Source organism: Billgrantia endophytica (assembly GCF_002879615.1).
Taxonomy (GTDB): domain Bacteria; phylum Pseudomonadota; class Gammaproteobacteria; order Pseudomonadales; family Halomonadaceae; genus Halomonas; species Halomonas endophytica.
In genome coordinates this window covers 12,245-28,509 of record NZ_PNRF01000018.1, presented here as the reverse complement: position 1 = coordinate 28,509, position 16,265 = coordinate 12,245, and the positions used below count along the sequence as shown (strand labels likewise).

The following is a 16,265-nucleotide window of genomic DNA, read 5'->3' as shown; positions in this document are numbered from 1 at the left end:
AGCCTGGTTGTTGTTGATCGTCTTGCGTTCCATTCCTGGCTGGGGCGTCCTGCAGATATTTATTCTTGTTATTCGGGCTGAAGTTTGTCGGGTCTGGGGTTAGAGCAACCGGGCGGGCATACTTCCGATTGACTCATCGATGTCGTTCATTTCCAAATGGTCCATCGATGTCTGACGGATGATGCTCTCCTGAAGTCTCAGCAAATGGCAGCGCATGGCTTCTCCAGCGCGTGCGGGATCTCTTGCCTCGATCGCCTCGATGATCGCGAGGTGCTCGGAATAGGAGCGTTGCCGTGTATTTTCAGCCAGCCGGGCGCGTTGACGGATGGCTCGCCATGCTTCGTCTTGACGAACACGATTGACGACTTCGAAGAGTGAGAGGAAGAACTGATTTCCCGCACTCTGGGCGATCTGGCGGTGTAGTGCTCCATCCCACAGCTCACGGGCATCGGAATCCTCACCTTCGAATGTCTTGTCGGCGAATCGGCGCATCGCCGCAGCTTCCTCACCCTTTGCACGCATGGCGGCCAGCTGTGCCAGCTGCGGCTCGATTCTGAGCCGTACCTCCATCACCTCCATGAAATTGGTCCCGGCGACGATGGTCTCGACCTGCTCATCCCAGCCATCGGGCTTGCGACCGGTGTAGGTCCCTGAGCCCTGCCGTCGCCAGATCGATCCTTCGGCTTCCAGTACCTCAAGCGCGCGCCTCACGGCTCGACGGCTGACACCAAACATCTCTGACAGAGTACGCTCGGTAGGCAGCTTGCCATCGGGGGCGAACCGGTCCGCCTTCAACAGATCATGAAGCTGTTCGAGCGCGAAATTGGAGTTTTCATGCATGTCAGCGGCTCTTTCTTGATTTGTTCCGGACCAATACCTCATTGGTCCAATGTGTTGTAGGGGGAAGAGGAATGTCAAGAATTAAATCAACTTTTTTAAGATATACTTTCCAAAAATAGATATGGCCCACCTTCCCAAGAACCTGGCCCCCATGAATCGAATCGGACATGGTGGATGCATGGACCCTGACATGGGTGAGTGATAGACAGGCGTCGGAGAGCAGCGCGAAGCGGCAAGCGAGACGAAGAGGGGGAGAGGCGGAGAGGGGGAGAGGGAGGAACGAAAATAAGCATACTGCCAGGCGGCTTTTGTATAGCTGGCCGCTAGCCAATGATCGTCTAGACTTGTTTCAGGGTGCCTCCCGGCCCAAGGCGCCGTGACAGAGGAATTGGTCACGGGTATAACCAAGGATTATGGATCGCATGCCACATGATAAAGGGCTTTTTGATTTCTCCATAAGTGCTTGTTATCATATGGCACAAATTCGCCAACTGCGGAGCATAATGATGAGCGTATCCGCACAGCCGTTTACGACCTCCGCCGACCTTGCCCGCCCCAGCGTGGCCGACGCCGTAGTGGGCAGCGATGCTGCCCCGCTGTTCATCCGCAAGCCCAATCCCGATGATGGCTGGGGTATCTACGAGCTCATCAAGTCATGCCCGCCCCTCGACGTCAATTCCGCCTACGCCTATCTGCTGCTGGCGACACAGTTTCGCGATACCTGTGCTGTCGCAACCAATGCGGAAGGCGAGGTAGTCGGCTTCGTTTCCGGCTACGTGAAGAGCAACGCGCCGGACACCTACTTTCTCTGGCAGGTGGCGGTCGGCGAGAAAGCCCGCGGCACCGGCCTGGCACGGCGTCTCGTCGAAGCGGTCATGAGCCGCTCCGAGCTAGGCGAAGTCCACCATCTGGAAACCACCATAACGCCTGACAATCAGGCATCCTGGGGGCTCTTCCGTCGCCTTGCCGATCGTTGGCAGGCTCCCCTCAACAGCCGTGAGTACTTCTCCACGGACCAGCTTGGCGGTGAACACGACCCCGAAAACCTGGTACGCATCGGTCCCTTCGAGACCGGTCGCCTCTGAGTCCCACCTGATGGAAGCGGGGCGGCTATCATGTCGTCATGGCTCTCTACGCTTACCCTACGCTTTTTCCACCCTCACCAGGAGGTCGCATGATGCAGACCCAGACGCTTGAACGCATGGAATCCAATGTCAGAACCTATTCCCGATCCTTCCCGGTCGTGTTTACCAAAGCCCTCAACGCCCGGCTGACCGATGAGGATGGACGCGAGTACATCGACTTCCTGGCGGGGGCAGGCACCCTGAACTACGGCCATAACAACCCGCACCTGAAGCAGGTGCTGCTGGACTATCTGGCAAGCGACGGTATCGTTCACGGCCTGGATTTCTGGACGGCTGCAAAGCGCGACTACATCGAGACCCTGGAAGAGGTGATCCTCAAGCCACGCGGCCTGGACTACAAGATCCAGCTTCCGGGGCCGACCGGCACCAACGCCGTCGAGGCAGCGATTCGCCTGGCGCGCGTGGCAAAGGGACGCCACAACATCGTGACTTTCACCAACGGGTTCCACGGTGTGACCATGGGGTCTCTTGCCGCTACCGGCAACCGCAAGTTCCGCGAAGCCACGGGAGGCATACCGCTCCAGGGTGCGGCCTTCATGCCCTATGACGGCTACCTCGGCGATCAGGTCGATACGCTGGATTACTTCGAAAAGCTGCTTGCCGACAAGTCTGGTGGCCTGGACGTGCCGGCGGCGGTCATCATCGAAACCGTGCAGGGCGAAGGCGGTATCAACGTTGCCGGCCTGGACTGGCTCAAGCGCCTGGAGCGGATCTGCCGCGACAACGATATCCTCTTGATCGTCGACGACATCCAGGCGGGCTGTGGCCGTACCGGCAAGTTCTTCAGCTTCGAGCATGCCGGTATCAAGCCGGATATCGTCACCAATTCCAAATCCCTCTCCGGCTTCGGCCTGCCGTTTGCCCATGTGCTGATGCGTCCCGAACTCGACAAGTGGAAGCCTGGCCAGTACAACGGCACCTTCCGTGGTTTCAACCTGGCCTTTGCCACCGCAGCGGCCGCCATGCGACAGTATTGGACGGACGATACGTTCGAGCGTGACGTACAGCGCAAGGGCAGGGTGGTCGAGGAGCGCTTCCAGAAGCTTGCCGCCTGGCTCGGCGAGCATGGCATCGACGCAACCGAGCGCGGCCGCGGCCTGATGCGTGGTATCGATGTCGGCACCGGCGAGATCGCCGACAGGATCACGAGCAAGGCCTTCGAGAATGGTCTGGTCATCGAAACGAGCGGTCAGGATGGCGAAGTCGTCAAGTGTCTCTGTCCGCTGACCATTCCCGATGAGGACTTGCAGCAGGGCCTGGATATTCTCGAAAAGAGCATCAAGCAGGTCATCGCCTGAGCGGACCCACGAGTCCACCTGCTAGAGTATTGGCCGGTTGCGAAGGCAGCCGGCCCGTTAGTTGGTTACCCGTCGATTGAAAAACAGGGAGTGACACTCAATGATCGTACGCAATCTCGAGGAAGCACGTCAGACCGACCGTCTGGTGAAATCCGAGAGCGGCACCTGGGACAGCACCCGCCTGGTGCTGGCCAATGATGGCGGAAACTTTTCCTTCCACATCACGCGTATCTACGAAGGTACCGAGACCCACATTCATTACAAGCATCACTACGAGTCGGTGTACTGCATCGAAGGAGAAGGCGAAGTCGAGACGCTGGCCGATGGCAAGATCTGGCCGATCAAGCCAGGCGACATCTATATCCTCGATCAGCACGACGAGCACCTGCTGCGCGCTCACAAGACCCTGCACCTGGCTTGCGTCTTCACGCCGCCCGTTACCGGCAACGAAGTCCACCGTGAAGATGGTTCCTACGCGCCGGTTGACGAGATCTGAGCACGGGCCAGGTAGTGGCAAGGTAGGGAGACTCGCGCCTCTGAATCCCTGGATTGGATCGGAGGCGCCGTCGTCTATCATCCGCCTGCGTGGATTGGTCAGGTAGGCCGTGGTCCCGCGGATGGCCATTGGTTCGTATAATGTATATTATGTTAAATTGAGGATCTCTCGACTCGGGACGTTGGACAAGCCTGCCGTCTACTCCTTATCATTTCACGTCGCGCCCACTCACTCCCCCGACCCGGAGGTTCCACTCGTCATGCGACCGACACGCCTGTCCGCTGCTGCTCTCTGGTTGCTGACTCCATTGTTGCTCACCGGTTGCGCCCTGGCACCTGCCCCCCAGGCTGAGTCCGAACCCGATCCCGTCCTTTCCCCCGACGCGTTCGAGGCACGCATCGAGCAGCTCGAGCACAACATTGCGCTGCGCTGCGATCGACAAGACGACCGTCTCTCCCGGCAGGGCCAGCGCCAGGGTCAACTGATGGCGGACGTCCAGGACGTCGGCTACCTGCTTCGCCAGATCCAGGGAAACATCGAACGACTCGAACAGCGCGGCGACGAGCCTGTCGTGGTCATGGCCGAGTGCAACGAGCAGGCCAGCGAGGCACTCGACGACAAGGAACTGGTGGGACGCGCCGAATGGATCGGCCTTCCCGATGTCGGCACCTATCTGCGGGCTCGGGTCGACTCCGGGGCCAATACGTCATCGCTTTCCGCCATGGACATCACCCGCTTCGAGCGTGATGGAGAGGATTGGGTGAGGTTCAAGCTGGGCGTGAACGATGACGATGTCGTGATCGATGACGTTCGTGATGAATGGATCGAGAGGCCCGTCATTCGCCGAGTGCGCATTCTCCAGGCCGCCGGTAGCGAATCCCGCCCGGTTGTCAGCCTTCTGATGACGCTGGGGCCAATCCGTGAGCAGGTGGAATTCACCCTCAATGATCGTACCCACCTCAATTTTCCCGTACTGCTGGGACGTCGCTTCCTGATGGACATCGCCCTGATCGATGTGGCCGAAAGCTATCTGCACTCGCGTCCTGAATTTCCTGGTGGACGGCCCGCTGACGAGGCGTCCCAGGACGAGATCAATGACCAGGACGAAGAAGAAGGTTAAGCCCTTCACTCGTACCCCAGCAAGGACGTTACATGTCGCGACTGCCCTTTTATCTTATCGTCGGACTGCTGATAGCCCTGGGCATCGGCACCAGTGTGCATCGTCACGTGCAATTCGAAGTGCCCTGGACACCCGGCGAGCAGCGGCAACTCTGGGAGATCGAGGCTATCGTCGATTTTTCCGCCCTGGGCGATCCCGTGCGGGTCGACCTCGCCCTTCCCTCCCACCAGCGAGGCTATCGGATACTGACCGAAAACACGGCCTCGCCTGGATACGGCCTCTCGTTCCTGCAGGATGAGACGGGGCGGCGGGCCCAGTGGTCCATCCGCCATGCGGCCGGCGATCAACAGCTGTATTACTCCGTACGCATGTTGTCGACGGATGACACCCGTACCCAGACCATGCCCCGCCCGGAGTTGAGGGATGTTGGCTGGGAGCGTCCTTACGATACGGCCGCGGCGCAGGTCATCGAGCGCGCCTGGGCACGAAGTGCCGACCCCTATACCTTCGCGCGTGAGCTGATTCGTGACTTCAGCGAGGAGCGCCAGGGCGAGAATGCACGGTTGCTCCTGACGCAATTCGAGCGTACGCAGCTGCTGGTTCGTCTGCTCAACCAGGCTGGCGTGCACGCGCGGGAAGTGAGCGGTCTTCTGCTGGAGGACGGGCGGCGACGCCAGTCCCTGACCCAGTGGCTCCAGGTGTACGAGGACGAACAGAGCTGGGCGCTCTTCAATCCTGCCACCGGGGGACAGGGCCAGCCAGAGAACCTGTTGCTGTGGGAAAGCGGCGATCGCGCCGTGCTGGAAGTCCAGGGAGGCACCAATTCCCGGGTCACCTTCTCGATGCTGTCGCGAAACCAGCCCGCCGCCGCCGCGGTGCGCAATCAGCTGGCGGGCGATTCCCTGCTGAATTTCTCGATCCATAGCCTTCCACTGGAAGAGCAGGCACTGTTTCAAACCATCCTGCTGATCCCCATTGGCGCCCTGGTGGTGGTCTTCCTGCGGATCCTGGTGGGCGTGAAGACCTCCGGCACCTTCATGCCCGTCCTGATTGCCCTGGCCTTCATCCAGACCACCCTGCTCACCGGTCTCATCGGTTTCCTGATGATCGTTGCCATGGGCCTGGTGATTCGCAACTACTTGTCTTACCTGAATCTATTGCTGGTTGCGCGAGTATCGGCGGTGATCATCACGGTCATCGCCATCATCTCCATCTTCGCTGTCCTTTCCTACCGCATGGGGCTGAATGCCGGCCTGACCATCACCTTCTTCCCGATGATCATCCTGGCCTGGACCATCGAGCGAATGTCGATCCTGTGGGAGGAGGAAGGCCCCAAGGAGGTGCTGATTCAGGGCGGCGGCAGCCTGATCACGGCGGTGTTGGCCTATCTGGCCATGAACAACCCCTGGATTCGCCATATCACGTTCAACTTCCTGGGCGTTCAACTCATACTGATGGCTCTGATTCTGCTTCTTGGCAACTATACGGGCTATCGCTTGCTCGAGCTGAGACGCTTCAAGCCCGCGACCGAGGATTGACACCATGTGGGCACGCCCCAGCCAGCTCTTCCGTCGCGGCATCATCGGCATGAACCGGCGCAATATCCGCTACATCGGGCGCTACAACAGCCGCCGGCTCTATCCGCTGGTCGATGACAAACTGAAGACCAAGTTGCTGGCCGAGAAATTCGGCATCACCACCCCGGCACTGATCGCTACCGTTACCACCCAGTTTGGCGTCAAGCAGATCCAGGAAATGATCGCCGGACATGAGGGTTTCGTGATCAAGCCTGCCAAGGGCAGCGGCGGCAAGGGTATCCTGGTGATCGAGCATGTCGAGAATGGCGTATTCATCAAGCCCAGCGGGATGCGCCTCGAGCTCAAGGATCTTCAACGACATGTCTCCAACATCCTCTCGGGACTTTACTCCCTGGGGGGAACGCCCGATGTGGCCATGTTCGAAACCTTGATCAACTTCGATGAAAAACTGTCCGAATATACCTATGAAGGGGTGCCCGACATTCGGGTCATCATCTTCAAGGGCTATCCGGTAATGGCCATGATGCGCCTGTCCACGGCAGCCTCTGACGGCAAGGCCAATCTGCACCAGGGTGCCGTGGGTGTGGGGCTGGACATCGCCACCGGCACAGCCGTGCGAGGCGTGCAGTTCGACCGCCCCCGCCAGGACCATCCCGATACCGGCCACGAGCTGGCCAGCCTGCTGATCCCGGACTGGAGGAACCTGCTGGTACTGGCGGCGGGCTGTTACGAGATGACCGGGCTCGGCTATCTGGGGACCGATATGGTCCTGGACCGGAATCGTGGGCCCATGCTGCTGGAGTTGAATGCTCGTCCCGGGCTGGCGATCCAGATGGCCAATGGTGAAGGGCTCAGGCCACGCCTGGACCTGATCGAGCAGCAGCCGGACGGCGTGGGTGTGGAAGCCCGTGTGGCATTTGCGCAGCATCACTTTGCCCGCCGCGGCGAGCTGAGGGCGGCGCTGGCCGAGCACGTGCCCAGCGCGTAGAATGAACCCCTGTTCTCACCAGCACCGGGTCACCCATGACCGACTCCAGTACCCTGCTCGCGCAGGCCGAACGCCAGTGTCAACGCCGCGGGGTGCGCTTCACCCCGATTCGCCGCCGCGTGCTCGAAATGATCGCCGGCACCAGTGGCGGGCTGAAAGCCTATGAGCTCCTGGATCGCCTGGCCGTGGAACATGCCGCTGCGCGACCACCGACCATCTATCGTGCCCTGGACTTTCTGATCGAACAGGGCCTGGTCCATCGCATCGAATCACTCAACGCCTATGTCGCCTGTCCGTGCCCCGAGCATGCCCATGGTTTCCAGCTTCTGATCTGTCGTCATTGCGGCCGGGTCGAGGAGCTGCACCTGGACGACGTCAATGCCCAGCTCGCCGCTCGGGCCCACAACCTCGGCTTTCGTGTCGAGCGCCAGACCATCGAACTATTGGGAAGCTGTGACGCCTGCCTGAGCGCCACAGCCAACGCCTGATTTCATCTCGTATGACGGAAATGCCATGGCCGACACCTTCACGGAACTCGAGCGTGCCGAGCAAAATGCACGCCGCCCCATCGTAGCCATCCTTGATGCCATTCGCTTCAATTCCGACGGCCTCATACCCGCTATCGCCCAGCAGCATGACAGCGGCGACGTGCTCATGATGGCATGGATGAATCGCGAGGCACTGGAAGAAACGCTGCGTACCGGGCGGGTCTGCTACTGGTCGCGTTCCCGAAGCCGCCTATGGCGCAAGGGCGAGTCCTCGGGCCAGCAACAGCACTTGCGGTCGGCCAGCCTGGATTGCGATGGCGACACCGTGCTGCTGCAGGTGGAGCAGACGGGTCCCGCCTGTCATACCGGTAGACGCAGCTGCTTCTATGTGACGCTGGAAGGTGATGTTGCCCGCATTGCCACCGACCCGCTCATCGACCCCGACACGCTCTACCGGAAGCAGAAGCCCCCGGCAGGGAGCTGACCAATGCCCTGCCTGGCTGTCTGGCTGCACCGGCTTGGTCGCCTTCTGACCCGTGGCCTGGGGCTGGCGATGATCGCGCTGGTAAAGCTGTACCAGGTCACCGTGAGCCCCCTGCTCGGCCCGCGGTGTCGCTTCTGGCCCAGCTGCTCACACTACACGGTCGAGGCAATCAAGGTTCACGGGCCGATCCGTGGCGGTTGGCTGGCAGGTCGGCGCATCGTCCGCTGTCATCCCGGCAGCGAAGGCGGCATCGACCCGGTGCCCGGCGGTCCCAGCGAGCAGCTCTGTCGGGACGACCCCGAGCTGGATGAGCATTTTTGCCGGCGCGACTAGCCTTCCCTTTCAAGCGGCTTCTTGTTCCGCCACCTCATGGATCTTCTGGATCATCGCATGCAGGCCATTGCTACGCGTCGGTGAGAGATGCTTGTCGAGCCCCAGATCCTGCATGAAATGCGGGTTCGTGTCGCGAATCTCCTGCGCCGGGCGGCCATTGTAGATGCGCATGAGTACGGCGATCAGGCCAGACACGATGGCGGCATCGGAAATGGCATCGAAGTGCAGTACATCGCCGTCCCGGCGATGGTGCATCCAGACATTGGATTGACACCCCTGAATCTTCTTGTTCGGGGTCTTCCACTCTTCGGGAAAGTCCGGTAGCTGCTTGCCCATGTCGATGATGTACTGGTAACGATCCATCCAGTTGTCGAACATCTCGAATTCATCCAGCAGCGCCTGTTGGGCCTGTTCAGCGGTTGCTTCGGTCGTCATGGGAACTCCGTTGGTATCGATGGCATCATTATACCGCCTCATCCCCGGCGGCGTCCGCACTCAGCCTCAGGCCGTGCCCCGAGAGCTGGCGATGCCACTCCTCATCCTCAGCGTGCAGGTAGCGAGCGGTCGTTTCGAGTCGTGAATGGCGTGCCGTGCTGGCGAGAAATCGCAGTTCGACTCCCGCCTGGGCCTGATGCGTCAAGGCCGTATGACGCAGCCAGTGAGGCGTTGCCAGCCGTAATCGCTGGACCTCCGCCCAGGCCTCCTTCCCCTGCTCCGCCTCCAGCGCATCGGCCGCCTGGCCGAGGGTTTCACGAATCAATCGATACAGCTGGTTGTCGCCGAGACCGCGCTGGCCATTCAGGCCACGCAGCAACGCGGCGTCTTCATTCGGCTCGGGCATGGCGGCCAGCCCCAGGAGGCTCCGCCACCCCCCGAGCAGGGTCACCATGTCCTTCGGCACGGGTATGCACGCCGCCTTGTTTCCCTTGCCCACGACGCGCCACCACCAGCGCCCTTCTCGCCGGGTGAAGTCCGCCATGCGTGCCGCTGCCATCTCGCTGATGCGCGGGGCCAGCAGGTAGGCAAAGCCAAAGATCATTCGGCGTCGCGCCCAGGCATAGTGTGCCCGGTGGCTGGCGCCCTCCCCTGGCGGCTGCTCCAGCCATTGCCATAGCCACTCCCAGAGCGGACGCTCCAGGTAGCGCTCGATGCTCCCCTGACGGTTATCCAGGCGCCGCCGCTTGTCACGCATCAGTCTGAAGGGATTGTGTGTTACCCAGCCCGCCTCCACCAGCCAGGCAAACAGCCCCTGCAGGATCACCAGGCTTTGCCGGCGACTGGCTGGAGACAGCGGTCCGCGAAAGGGGCGCCAGTCGGGAGCATGCCGGGGACGTGACGGCCCTATCCATTGATCGCGGGGAGAGGGTGAAGCCAGAAAGGCCTCGAAGGCATCGAGATCCTCCCGCTGGAGTTCTCCGAGCCCCCTGCCCTGACCGCCCAACCATAGCAGCAGACGCTCGGCCTCGCGCCGATAGGCACGCAGGGTCTGGGGGCTGGCCCGATACTCCGCCAGCCAGCGGGCAACGGCCTCCGCATCGCTGCCGGCCTGAATACGGACGCCAGGAAGCAGGTTGGCGTGACTGCGCTCCTCCTCGGCAACCTTTCTTATGACAGCCTTTCCAGAAACGTCTTCCACTCTATACCTCGGTTGGTCGTCCACCCTGCGCCCGTTCGCCCTGCCGGTAAAGTGTCGACCTGTCGGCGGATAAATTCAAGATAAGACGCGTAATCTTGAATTTTTTATGATTTTGTAATGTAAATTACGTAATGTTTATATATGTAATTTCCTTTCTCTCCACCCGGAATGCAGCTATCCTCTTATTGCCCGGCGCATGAGTACGGCGGAATGGCGATGCCGGTCACTGCCCATGGAGTGGACCGCAATAACATGCAAGGAGAACGTCATGGCACGTAGTGGTGTGCAGTACGAGGACGTGAAGCGCGCGATCGATGTGCTGCGAACCAAAGGGGAAACCCCCAGCGTTCAGAAGATCAGAGAGGTGCTGGGCACCGGCAGCTTCACCACCATCAGTGATCACCTCCGTGAATGGCGCGCGCATCGCGAGACAACCCGTGATGCGCCGCTGAACCAGGGCATACCCGAGCCGGTACAGCGGCTTGTCGGAGGATTGTGGGAGAAGGCGCAGGAAGCTGCTGGCGATGCGCTGGCCCATTATCGGGAGGAAGCCGACCGCCAGATCGCCGCTTCACACGAGGCCATGCAAATCGCGCAGCGTCAGGTCGAGGATGCCAGGCAGCGGGAAGCGGCCCTGTCCACCCACCTGGCCGGTATCGAACAGCGCCTGGAAACGCGGAGTGCCGCCCTGGCCACGGCCGAAGCCGAACGCGACCAGGCTCTCGACAAGGCACGACAGCTGGGTGAACGACTGGCTCGCAGCATCCAGCAGCTAGAACGACTTCAGAAAGACAGCGAATCGCAACTCCAGGCCCATCAGCAATCACTGGCCGAGCGGGAAACACAGCATCAGGCGCGGCAGCGTCAGGAAGAACAGCGCCACGAGGCGGCCGAAGCAAGGCTGATGAGCCTGTTGGACGAGTCTCGCCAGGAGCGACTCACGGCCGAGAAGCGCCATGCGGCAACGCTTCAGCAGCTAGAGAAACGGCAGGAGTCTCTACTGAAACAGGTCCAGGAGTCGCAAAACGCCCTGGCCAGGGAGGAAAAGCAACACCGCGAAACGCAGTGGGCCAGGACACGAGCGGAAGAACGGGCCGATACCCTGCGACATGAGCAGTCGCTGCTGCAGGCACGCATCGACGACCAGAAACGCCATCTGGATGAACAGGCCGGCCGCTTGCGCACACTGGAGTCAGAGATGGCGCGCCGGATCTGGCAAGCGCCCGAGCAGGACCAGGCGATCGCCCGATCGGTCCCTGTAAAAGCGGAAGGCTCCGCCAGTGCGGAGCCGTCGGCAGCCTCACCCGACAAGAGCGGGTAAGGTGGCCTAGCGATAGTAGGCGTTGGTGGTATCGGTGTGGTCGGTCACGTCACGAATACCGGCCAATTCGGGTATGCGTTCCATCAACGTCTTCTCCACCCCCTCCTTGAGGGTCAGGTCGACTGCCGCGCAGCCCTGGCAGCCGCCACCGAAAGCCAGTACCGCCACCTTGTCCTCGGTCAGCTCCGTCAGCTTGATCTCACCGCCATGAGCCGCCAGGCCGGGGTTGATCTCGCTGTAGAGAATGTAGTTGATACGATCCTCCAGGGGGCTGTCCGCATTGACCTTGGGCATCTTGGCGTTGGGCGCCTTGATGGTCAATTGCCCCCCCATGCGGTCGGCATTGAAATCCACGACGGCCTCGTCGAGAAAAGGCAGGCTGTTCTTGTCCAGCAGCACGCCTATCTTCTCGAGCTCGAGCCGCTCGTCGGTCGGTTCTTCCTCGCCGGGCCGGCAATAGGCCAGGCAGGTCTCGGCGTAGGGCGTTCCCGGCTGCGTGATGAAAATGCGTACGGCAATGCCTTCGACGTTCTGCTTCTCGAGAAGCTCGGCCAGGTACTCCTGGGCGCTGTCGGTAATCTGGATGCTCTCGCTCATGGTGTTCTCGCTGGTCGGGCCCGCCCTACCGGGGAGGCCGTAAGTGACATACCCCAATGGTAAGCAAAACCTTGGAGCGAGACAATCCCGACTATTTTGGTCGGCTTTGATCAGCCCTGCCCTAGCGCCGCCGCTTTTGCTACCATGGCCACCGACACGGCCGCCCATGAGAAGACGCCTCGAGGCGCTTGAGCGGCCGCCTACCTTGGACGTGACTTCGCTGGAGACCGACTCTACCCATGGCCGCCGTTCCCTCTGCTGTGACCGCCACCCTGACCGAGCAACTTGGCAAACGTATTCTGATGCTCGACGGTGGCATGGGTACCATGCTGCAGAATGCCAACCTCGACGAGGCCGATTTTCGTGGTGAACGCTTCACCGACTGGCCTTCCGACCTCAAGGGCAACAATGATCTGCTGGCACTGACCTGCCCCGAGCTGGTCAGCCGCATTCATCGGCAGTACCTGGAAGCCGGCGCCGATATCGTCGAAACCAACACGTTCAACAGCACCCGTCTATCCCAGTCCGACTATGGCATGGAAGAGCTGGTGGTGGAACTCAACCGGGAGTCGGCGCGCCTGGCCCGCGAGGTGTGTGATGCGGTAGCGGCGGAAACCGGTGTACCGCGCTACGTTGCCGGCGTGCTCGGCCCGACCTCACGCACGGCGTCGCTCTCCCCGGACGTCAACGATCCCGCCAGGCGCAACGTCACCTTCGATCAGCTGCAGGAAAACTATTATGAGGCTGCCGAAGCGCTCATCGAGGGTGGCGCCGACCTGATCCTGATCGAAACCATCTTCGATACCCTGAATGCCAAGGCGGCCATCTTTGCCCTCGAAGCGCTGTTCGCCGATCGCGGCGAGCGTCTTCCGGTAATGATCTCAGGAACGATCACCGATGCGTCGGGCCGCACCCTGTCCGGGCAGACCACAGAGGCGTTCTGGAACTCCGTACGCCATGCCCGGCCGCTCTCCATCGGCCTCAATTGCGCACTAGGCGCCGAGGAGCTCCGTCCTTACGTGGAGGAGCTGGCCACCAAGGCCGATACCTTCGTCTCGGCGCACCCCAACGCAGGGCTTCCCAATGAGTTCGGGGAATACGACCAGACCCCGGACGAGATGGCCGCCATCGTCGCCGAATTTGCCGAGAGCGGCCTGGTCAACATCATTGGTGGATGCTGTGGCAGTACCCCCGAACACATCGCTGCCATTCATGCCGCTATCAGGGGCATGACGCCACGCAGGGTACCGGACCGCCCCCGTGCCTGCCGCCTCTCCGGTCTCGAGCCCTTCAACATCGAAAAGGGATCACTGTTCGTCAATGTCGGCGAGCGCACCAACGTGACCGGCTCGGCCCGCTTCAAGCGCCTGATCGTCGATGAGGACTACAATACCGCCCTCGAGGTGGCGCTGGAGCAGGTGGAAAACGGCGCCCAGGTCATCGATATCAACATGGACGAGGGCATGTTGGAGTCCGAGGAAGCCATGGTGCGCTTCCTCAATCTGATCGCCGGCGAGCCCGACATCGCCCGGGTGCCGATCATGATCGACTCCTCGAAGTGGGAGATCATCGAAGCCGGCCTCAAGTGTGTCCAGGGCAAGGCGGTGGTCAACTCGATTTCCCTCAAGGAAGGCGAAGCCTCCTTCCTCGAGCAGGCCACGCTCTGCCGCCGCTATGGTGCGGCCGTGGTGGTCATGGCCTTCGATGAGCAGGGCCAGGCCGATACCTTCGCCCGCAAGACAGAGATATGCCAGCGCGCCTACCAGATCCTGGTCGATGAGGTTGGCTTCCCGCCGGAAGACATCATCTTCGACCCCAACATCTTCGCCATCGCCACCGGTATCGAGGAGCACAACAACTATGCGGTGGACTTCATCGAGGCCACCCGCTGGATTCGCGAGCACCTGCCTCACGCCATGGTCTCCGGTGGCGTTTCCAACGTATCCTTCTCGTTTCGCGGCAACAACTCGGTGCGCGAGGCGATCCACTCGGTCTTTCTCTACCATGCGATACATGCCGGCCTGAGCATGGGGATCGTCAATGCCGGCCAGCTTGCGGTCTACGACGACTTGCCGGCCGAACTGCGCGAAGCGGTGGAAGATGTGGTGCTCAATCGTCGCGACGACGGAACCGAACGACTGTTGGAGCTCGCCGACCGCTACAAGGGCGATGGCAGCGGCGCCGCCAAGAAGGAGGACCTGGAGTGGCGCGGCTGGGAGGTGGAAAAACGCATCTCCCATGCCTTGGTCAAAGGCATTACCGCCTTCATCGAGGAAGACACCGAGCTGGCCCGCCAGCGCGCCGACCGCCCCATTGAAGTGATCGAAGGGCCGCTGATGGACGGTATGAACGTCGTCGGCGACCTGTTTGGCGCCGGCAAGATGTTCCTTCCCCAGGTGGTCAAGTCGGCTCGCGTCATGAAGCAGGCAGTCGCCTACCTGATCCCCTTCATCGAAGCCGAGAAAAGCGGCGATGCCCAGGCCAAGGGCAAGATCGTCATGGCCACGGTCAAGGGGGACGTCCACGACATCGGCAAGAACATCGTCGGCGTGGTCCTGCAGTGCAACAACTACGACGTGGTCGACCTTGGCGTCATGGTGGCGGCAGAGAAGATCCTGCAGACGGCCCGGGAAGAGAAGGCCGACATCATCGGCCTGTCGGGACTGATCACGCCTTCGCTGGATGAAATGGTCCACGTGGCCAAGGAGATGCAGCGGCAGGGCTTCGAACTGCCGCTGCTGATCGGCGGTGCCACCACATCCAAGGCGCATACGGCGGTGAAGGTCGAGCCCGGCTATGCGCAACCGGTCATTTACGTGGCGGATGCCTCACGGGCCGTCGGGGTGGTGGGCAAGCTGCTTTCTCCAAGCCTGAAGCCGGCCTATGTCGCCGAGATCCGGGCCGAGTACGAGCAAGTGCGCGACCGTAACTCACGGCGGCGTCCCAAGGCAGCCGATCTCAGCTATGCCGAGGCGCGGGAGCGCAAGCTGCCCATCAACTGGGCCAGCTATACACCGCCCCGCCCTGCCCTTACCGGCCTCAAGGTGTTCGATCACTACGATATCGAGGAACTGATCGAACGCATCGACTGGACTCCCTTCTTCATGAGCTGGGAGCTGGCCGGCAAGTACCCGAAGATTCTGGATGACGCGGTAGTCGGCGAGGCGGCGCGGAGCCTGTTCGCCGATGCCCAGGCCATGCTGCGCAAACTGATCGATGAAAGGCATATCGAGGCACGGGGCGTGATTGGCCTGTGGCCGGCCAACACCGTCGATGACGATGTCATCGAGGTCTATGGCGACGAGTCACGGACGGAGGTAGTCGAGCGGCTGCACCACATCCGCCAGCAGACCACCAAGAACCGGGACGGCGTCTGCTATAGCCTGGCCGACTTCGTCGCACCCAAAGCCAGCGGCAAGCCGGACTGGATCGGCGGGTTCGCCGTGACCACCGGTCACGGCGTCGAGGCGCTGGCCGAGCGCTACAAGGCCGCGGGGGACGACTACAGTGCCATCATGGTACAGGCACTGACCGACCGTATGGCCGAAGCCTTCGCCGAGCGCATGCATGAGCGTGTCCGCAAGGAGTTCTGGGGCTATGTGCCCGACGAGACGCTGGACAACGATGCCTTGATCGCCGAGAAGTACCAGGGCATTCGACCGGCGCCGGGCTATCCGGCATGTCCCGATCACACCGAGAAGAGCACGCTATTCCGGTTGCTCGACGCGACGAAGAACGCCGGCCTCGACCTGACCGAGAACTTTGCCATGTGGCCGGCGGCTGCGGTCTCCGGCTGGTACTTCTCGCATCCCCAGTCGAAATATTTCTCCACCGGCAAGATCACCCGGGACCAGGTCGAGGTCCTGGCGACCCGCAAGGGCATGAGCCTCGAGGAACTGGAGCGCTGGCTATCACCCGTGCTTTCCTACGATCCGGCGTGACCGAAGCTGGCCAGCGCCCGGCCCGTGCGGGTGCGGCTGG

The 16,265-nt window shown here is 61.4% G+C and carries 15 protein-coding genes; 11 read left to right on the top strand and 4 right to left on the bottom strand.

Features of this window, described 5'->3' with window-relative positions; translation table 11 throughout:
• Positions 1-99: 99 nt before the first annotated feature.
• A complete protein-coding gene (locus C1H69_RS09310) occupies positions 100-918 on the bottom strand; it encodes a FadR/GntR family transcriptional regulator (protein WP_205738446.1) in 819 nt (272 codons plus the stop codon).
• A gap of 428 nt (positions 919-1,346) precedes the next feature.
• On the opposite strand from C1H69_RS09310, the gene ectA reads away from it, so the two are divergent.
• The 9 genes from ectA (at position 1,347) to yidD (ending at position 8,730) form a co-directional block, all read left to right on the top strand.
• Positions 1,347-1,925 carry a diaminobutyrate acetyltransferase gene (ectA, locus tag C1H69_RS09305; protein ID WP_102653130.1) on the top strand — a complete coding sequence of 193 codons (579 nt, stop codon included), beginning with the start codon at positions 1,347-1,349 and terminating at the stop codon, positions 1,923-1,925.
• A gap of 92 nt (positions 1,926-2,017) precedes the next feature.
• Entirely contained in the window at positions 2,018-3,283 is a 1,266-nt protein-coding gene (gene ectB, locus C1H69_RS09300; protein ID WP_102653153.1) for a diaminobutyrate--2-oxoglutarate transaminase, read from the top strand.
• 100 nt (positions 3,284-3,383) lie between these two features.
• Entirely contained in the window at positions 3,384-3,779 is a 396-nt protein-coding gene (locus C1H69_RS09295) for an ectoine synthase (RefSeq protein ID WP_102653129.1), read from the top strand.
• A gap of 259 nt (positions 3,780-4,038) precedes the next feature.
• Positions 4,039-4,899: an ATP-dependent zinc protease family protein gene (locus C1H69_RS09290; RefSeq protein WP_240609890.1), complete on the top strand. Its 861-nt coding sequence runs from the start codon at positions 4,039-4,041 to the stop codon at positions 4,897-4,899.
• 32 nt (positions 4,900-4,931) lie between these two features.
• Positions 4,932-6,437, top strand: a complete 1,506-nt coding sequence (locus C1H69_RS09285) for an inactive transglutaminase family protein (protein WP_102653127.1) — start codon at positions 4,932-4,934, stop codon at positions 6,435-6,437.
• Between the two features lie 4 nt (positions 6,438-6,441).
• Entirely contained in the window at positions 6,442-7,425 is a 984-nt protein-coding gene (locus tag C1H69_RS09280; RefSeq protein ID WP_102653126.1) for an alpha-L-glutamate ligase-like protein, read from the top strand.
• A 35-nt stretch (positions 7,426-7,460) separates the two neighbouring features.
• Positions 7,461-7,913, top strand: coding sequence for a transcriptional repressor (locus tag C1H69_RS09275; protein WP_102653125.1), 453 nt, complete (start codon positions 7,461-7,463; stop codon positions 7,911-7,913).
• A 25-nt stretch (positions 7,914-7,938) separates the two neighbouring features.
• Positions 7,939-8,397 carry a phosphoribosyl-AMP cyclohydrolase gene (gene hisI / locus C1H69_RS09270; protein WP_102653124.1) on the top strand — a complete coding sequence of 153 codons (459 nt, stop codon included), beginning with the start codon at positions 7,939-7,941 and terminating at the stop codon, positions 8,395-8,397.
• 3 nt (positions 8,398-8,400) lie between these two features.
• Positions 8,401-8,730, top strand: a complete 330-nt coding sequence (yidD, locus tag C1H69_RS09265; RefSeq protein ID WP_102653123.1) for a membrane protein insertion efficiency factor YidD — start codon at positions 8,401-8,403, stop codon at positions 8,728-8,730.
• A gap of 9 nt (positions 8,731-8,739) precedes the next feature.
• Here yidD and C1H69_RS09260 read toward each other — a convergent pair whose 3' ends face one another.
• Together C1H69_RS09260 and C1H69_RS09255 are read right to left on the bottom strand one after the other, a co-directional pair.
• Positions 8,740-9,165: a SufE family protein gene (locus tag C1H69_RS09260; protein WP_102653122.1), complete on the bottom strand. Its 426-nt coding sequence runs from the start codon at positions 9,163-9,165 to the stop codon at positions 8,740-8,742.
• 28 nt (positions 9,166-9,193) lie between these two features.
• Positions 9,194-10,339, bottom strand: a complete 1,146-nt coding sequence (locus tag C1H69_RS09255) for a tyrosine-type recombinase/integrase (RefSeq protein ID WP_165789451.1) — start codon at positions 10,337-10,339, stop codon at positions 9,194-9,196.
• 295 nt (positions 10,340-10,634) lie between these two features.
• Here C1H69_RS09255 and C1H69_RS09250 point away from each other — a divergent pair, with 295 nt between their 5' ends.
• Positions 10,635-11,687 carry a DNA-binding protein gene (locus C1H69_RS09250; RefSeq protein ID WP_165789450.1) on the top strand — a complete coding sequence of 351 codons (1,053 nt, stop codon included), beginning with the start codon at positions 10,635-10,637 and terminating at the stop codon, positions 11,685-11,687.
• Positions 11,688-11,693: 6 nt separating this feature from the next.
• Here C1H69_RS09250 and nfuA read toward each other — a convergent pair whose 3' ends face one another.
• The gene (gene nfuA / locus C1H69_RS09245) at positions 11,694-12,284 is read right to left on the bottom strand and encodes a Fe-S biogenesis protein NfuA (protein WP_102653119.1); all 591 of its coding nucleotides are present in this window, start codon (positions 12,282-12,284) and stop codon (positions 11,694-11,696) included.
• A gap of 239 nt (positions 12,285-12,523) precedes the next feature.
• Here nfuA and metH point away from each other — a divergent pair, with 239 nt between their 5' ends.
• Complete coding sequence (gene metH / locus C1H69_RS09240) at positions 12,524-16,225, top strand: methionine synthase (protein ID WP_102653118.1); 3,702 nt, start codon at positions 12,524-12,526, stop codon at positions 16,223-16,225.
• The last annotated feature ends 40 nt before the right edge of the window (positions 16,226-16,265 follow it).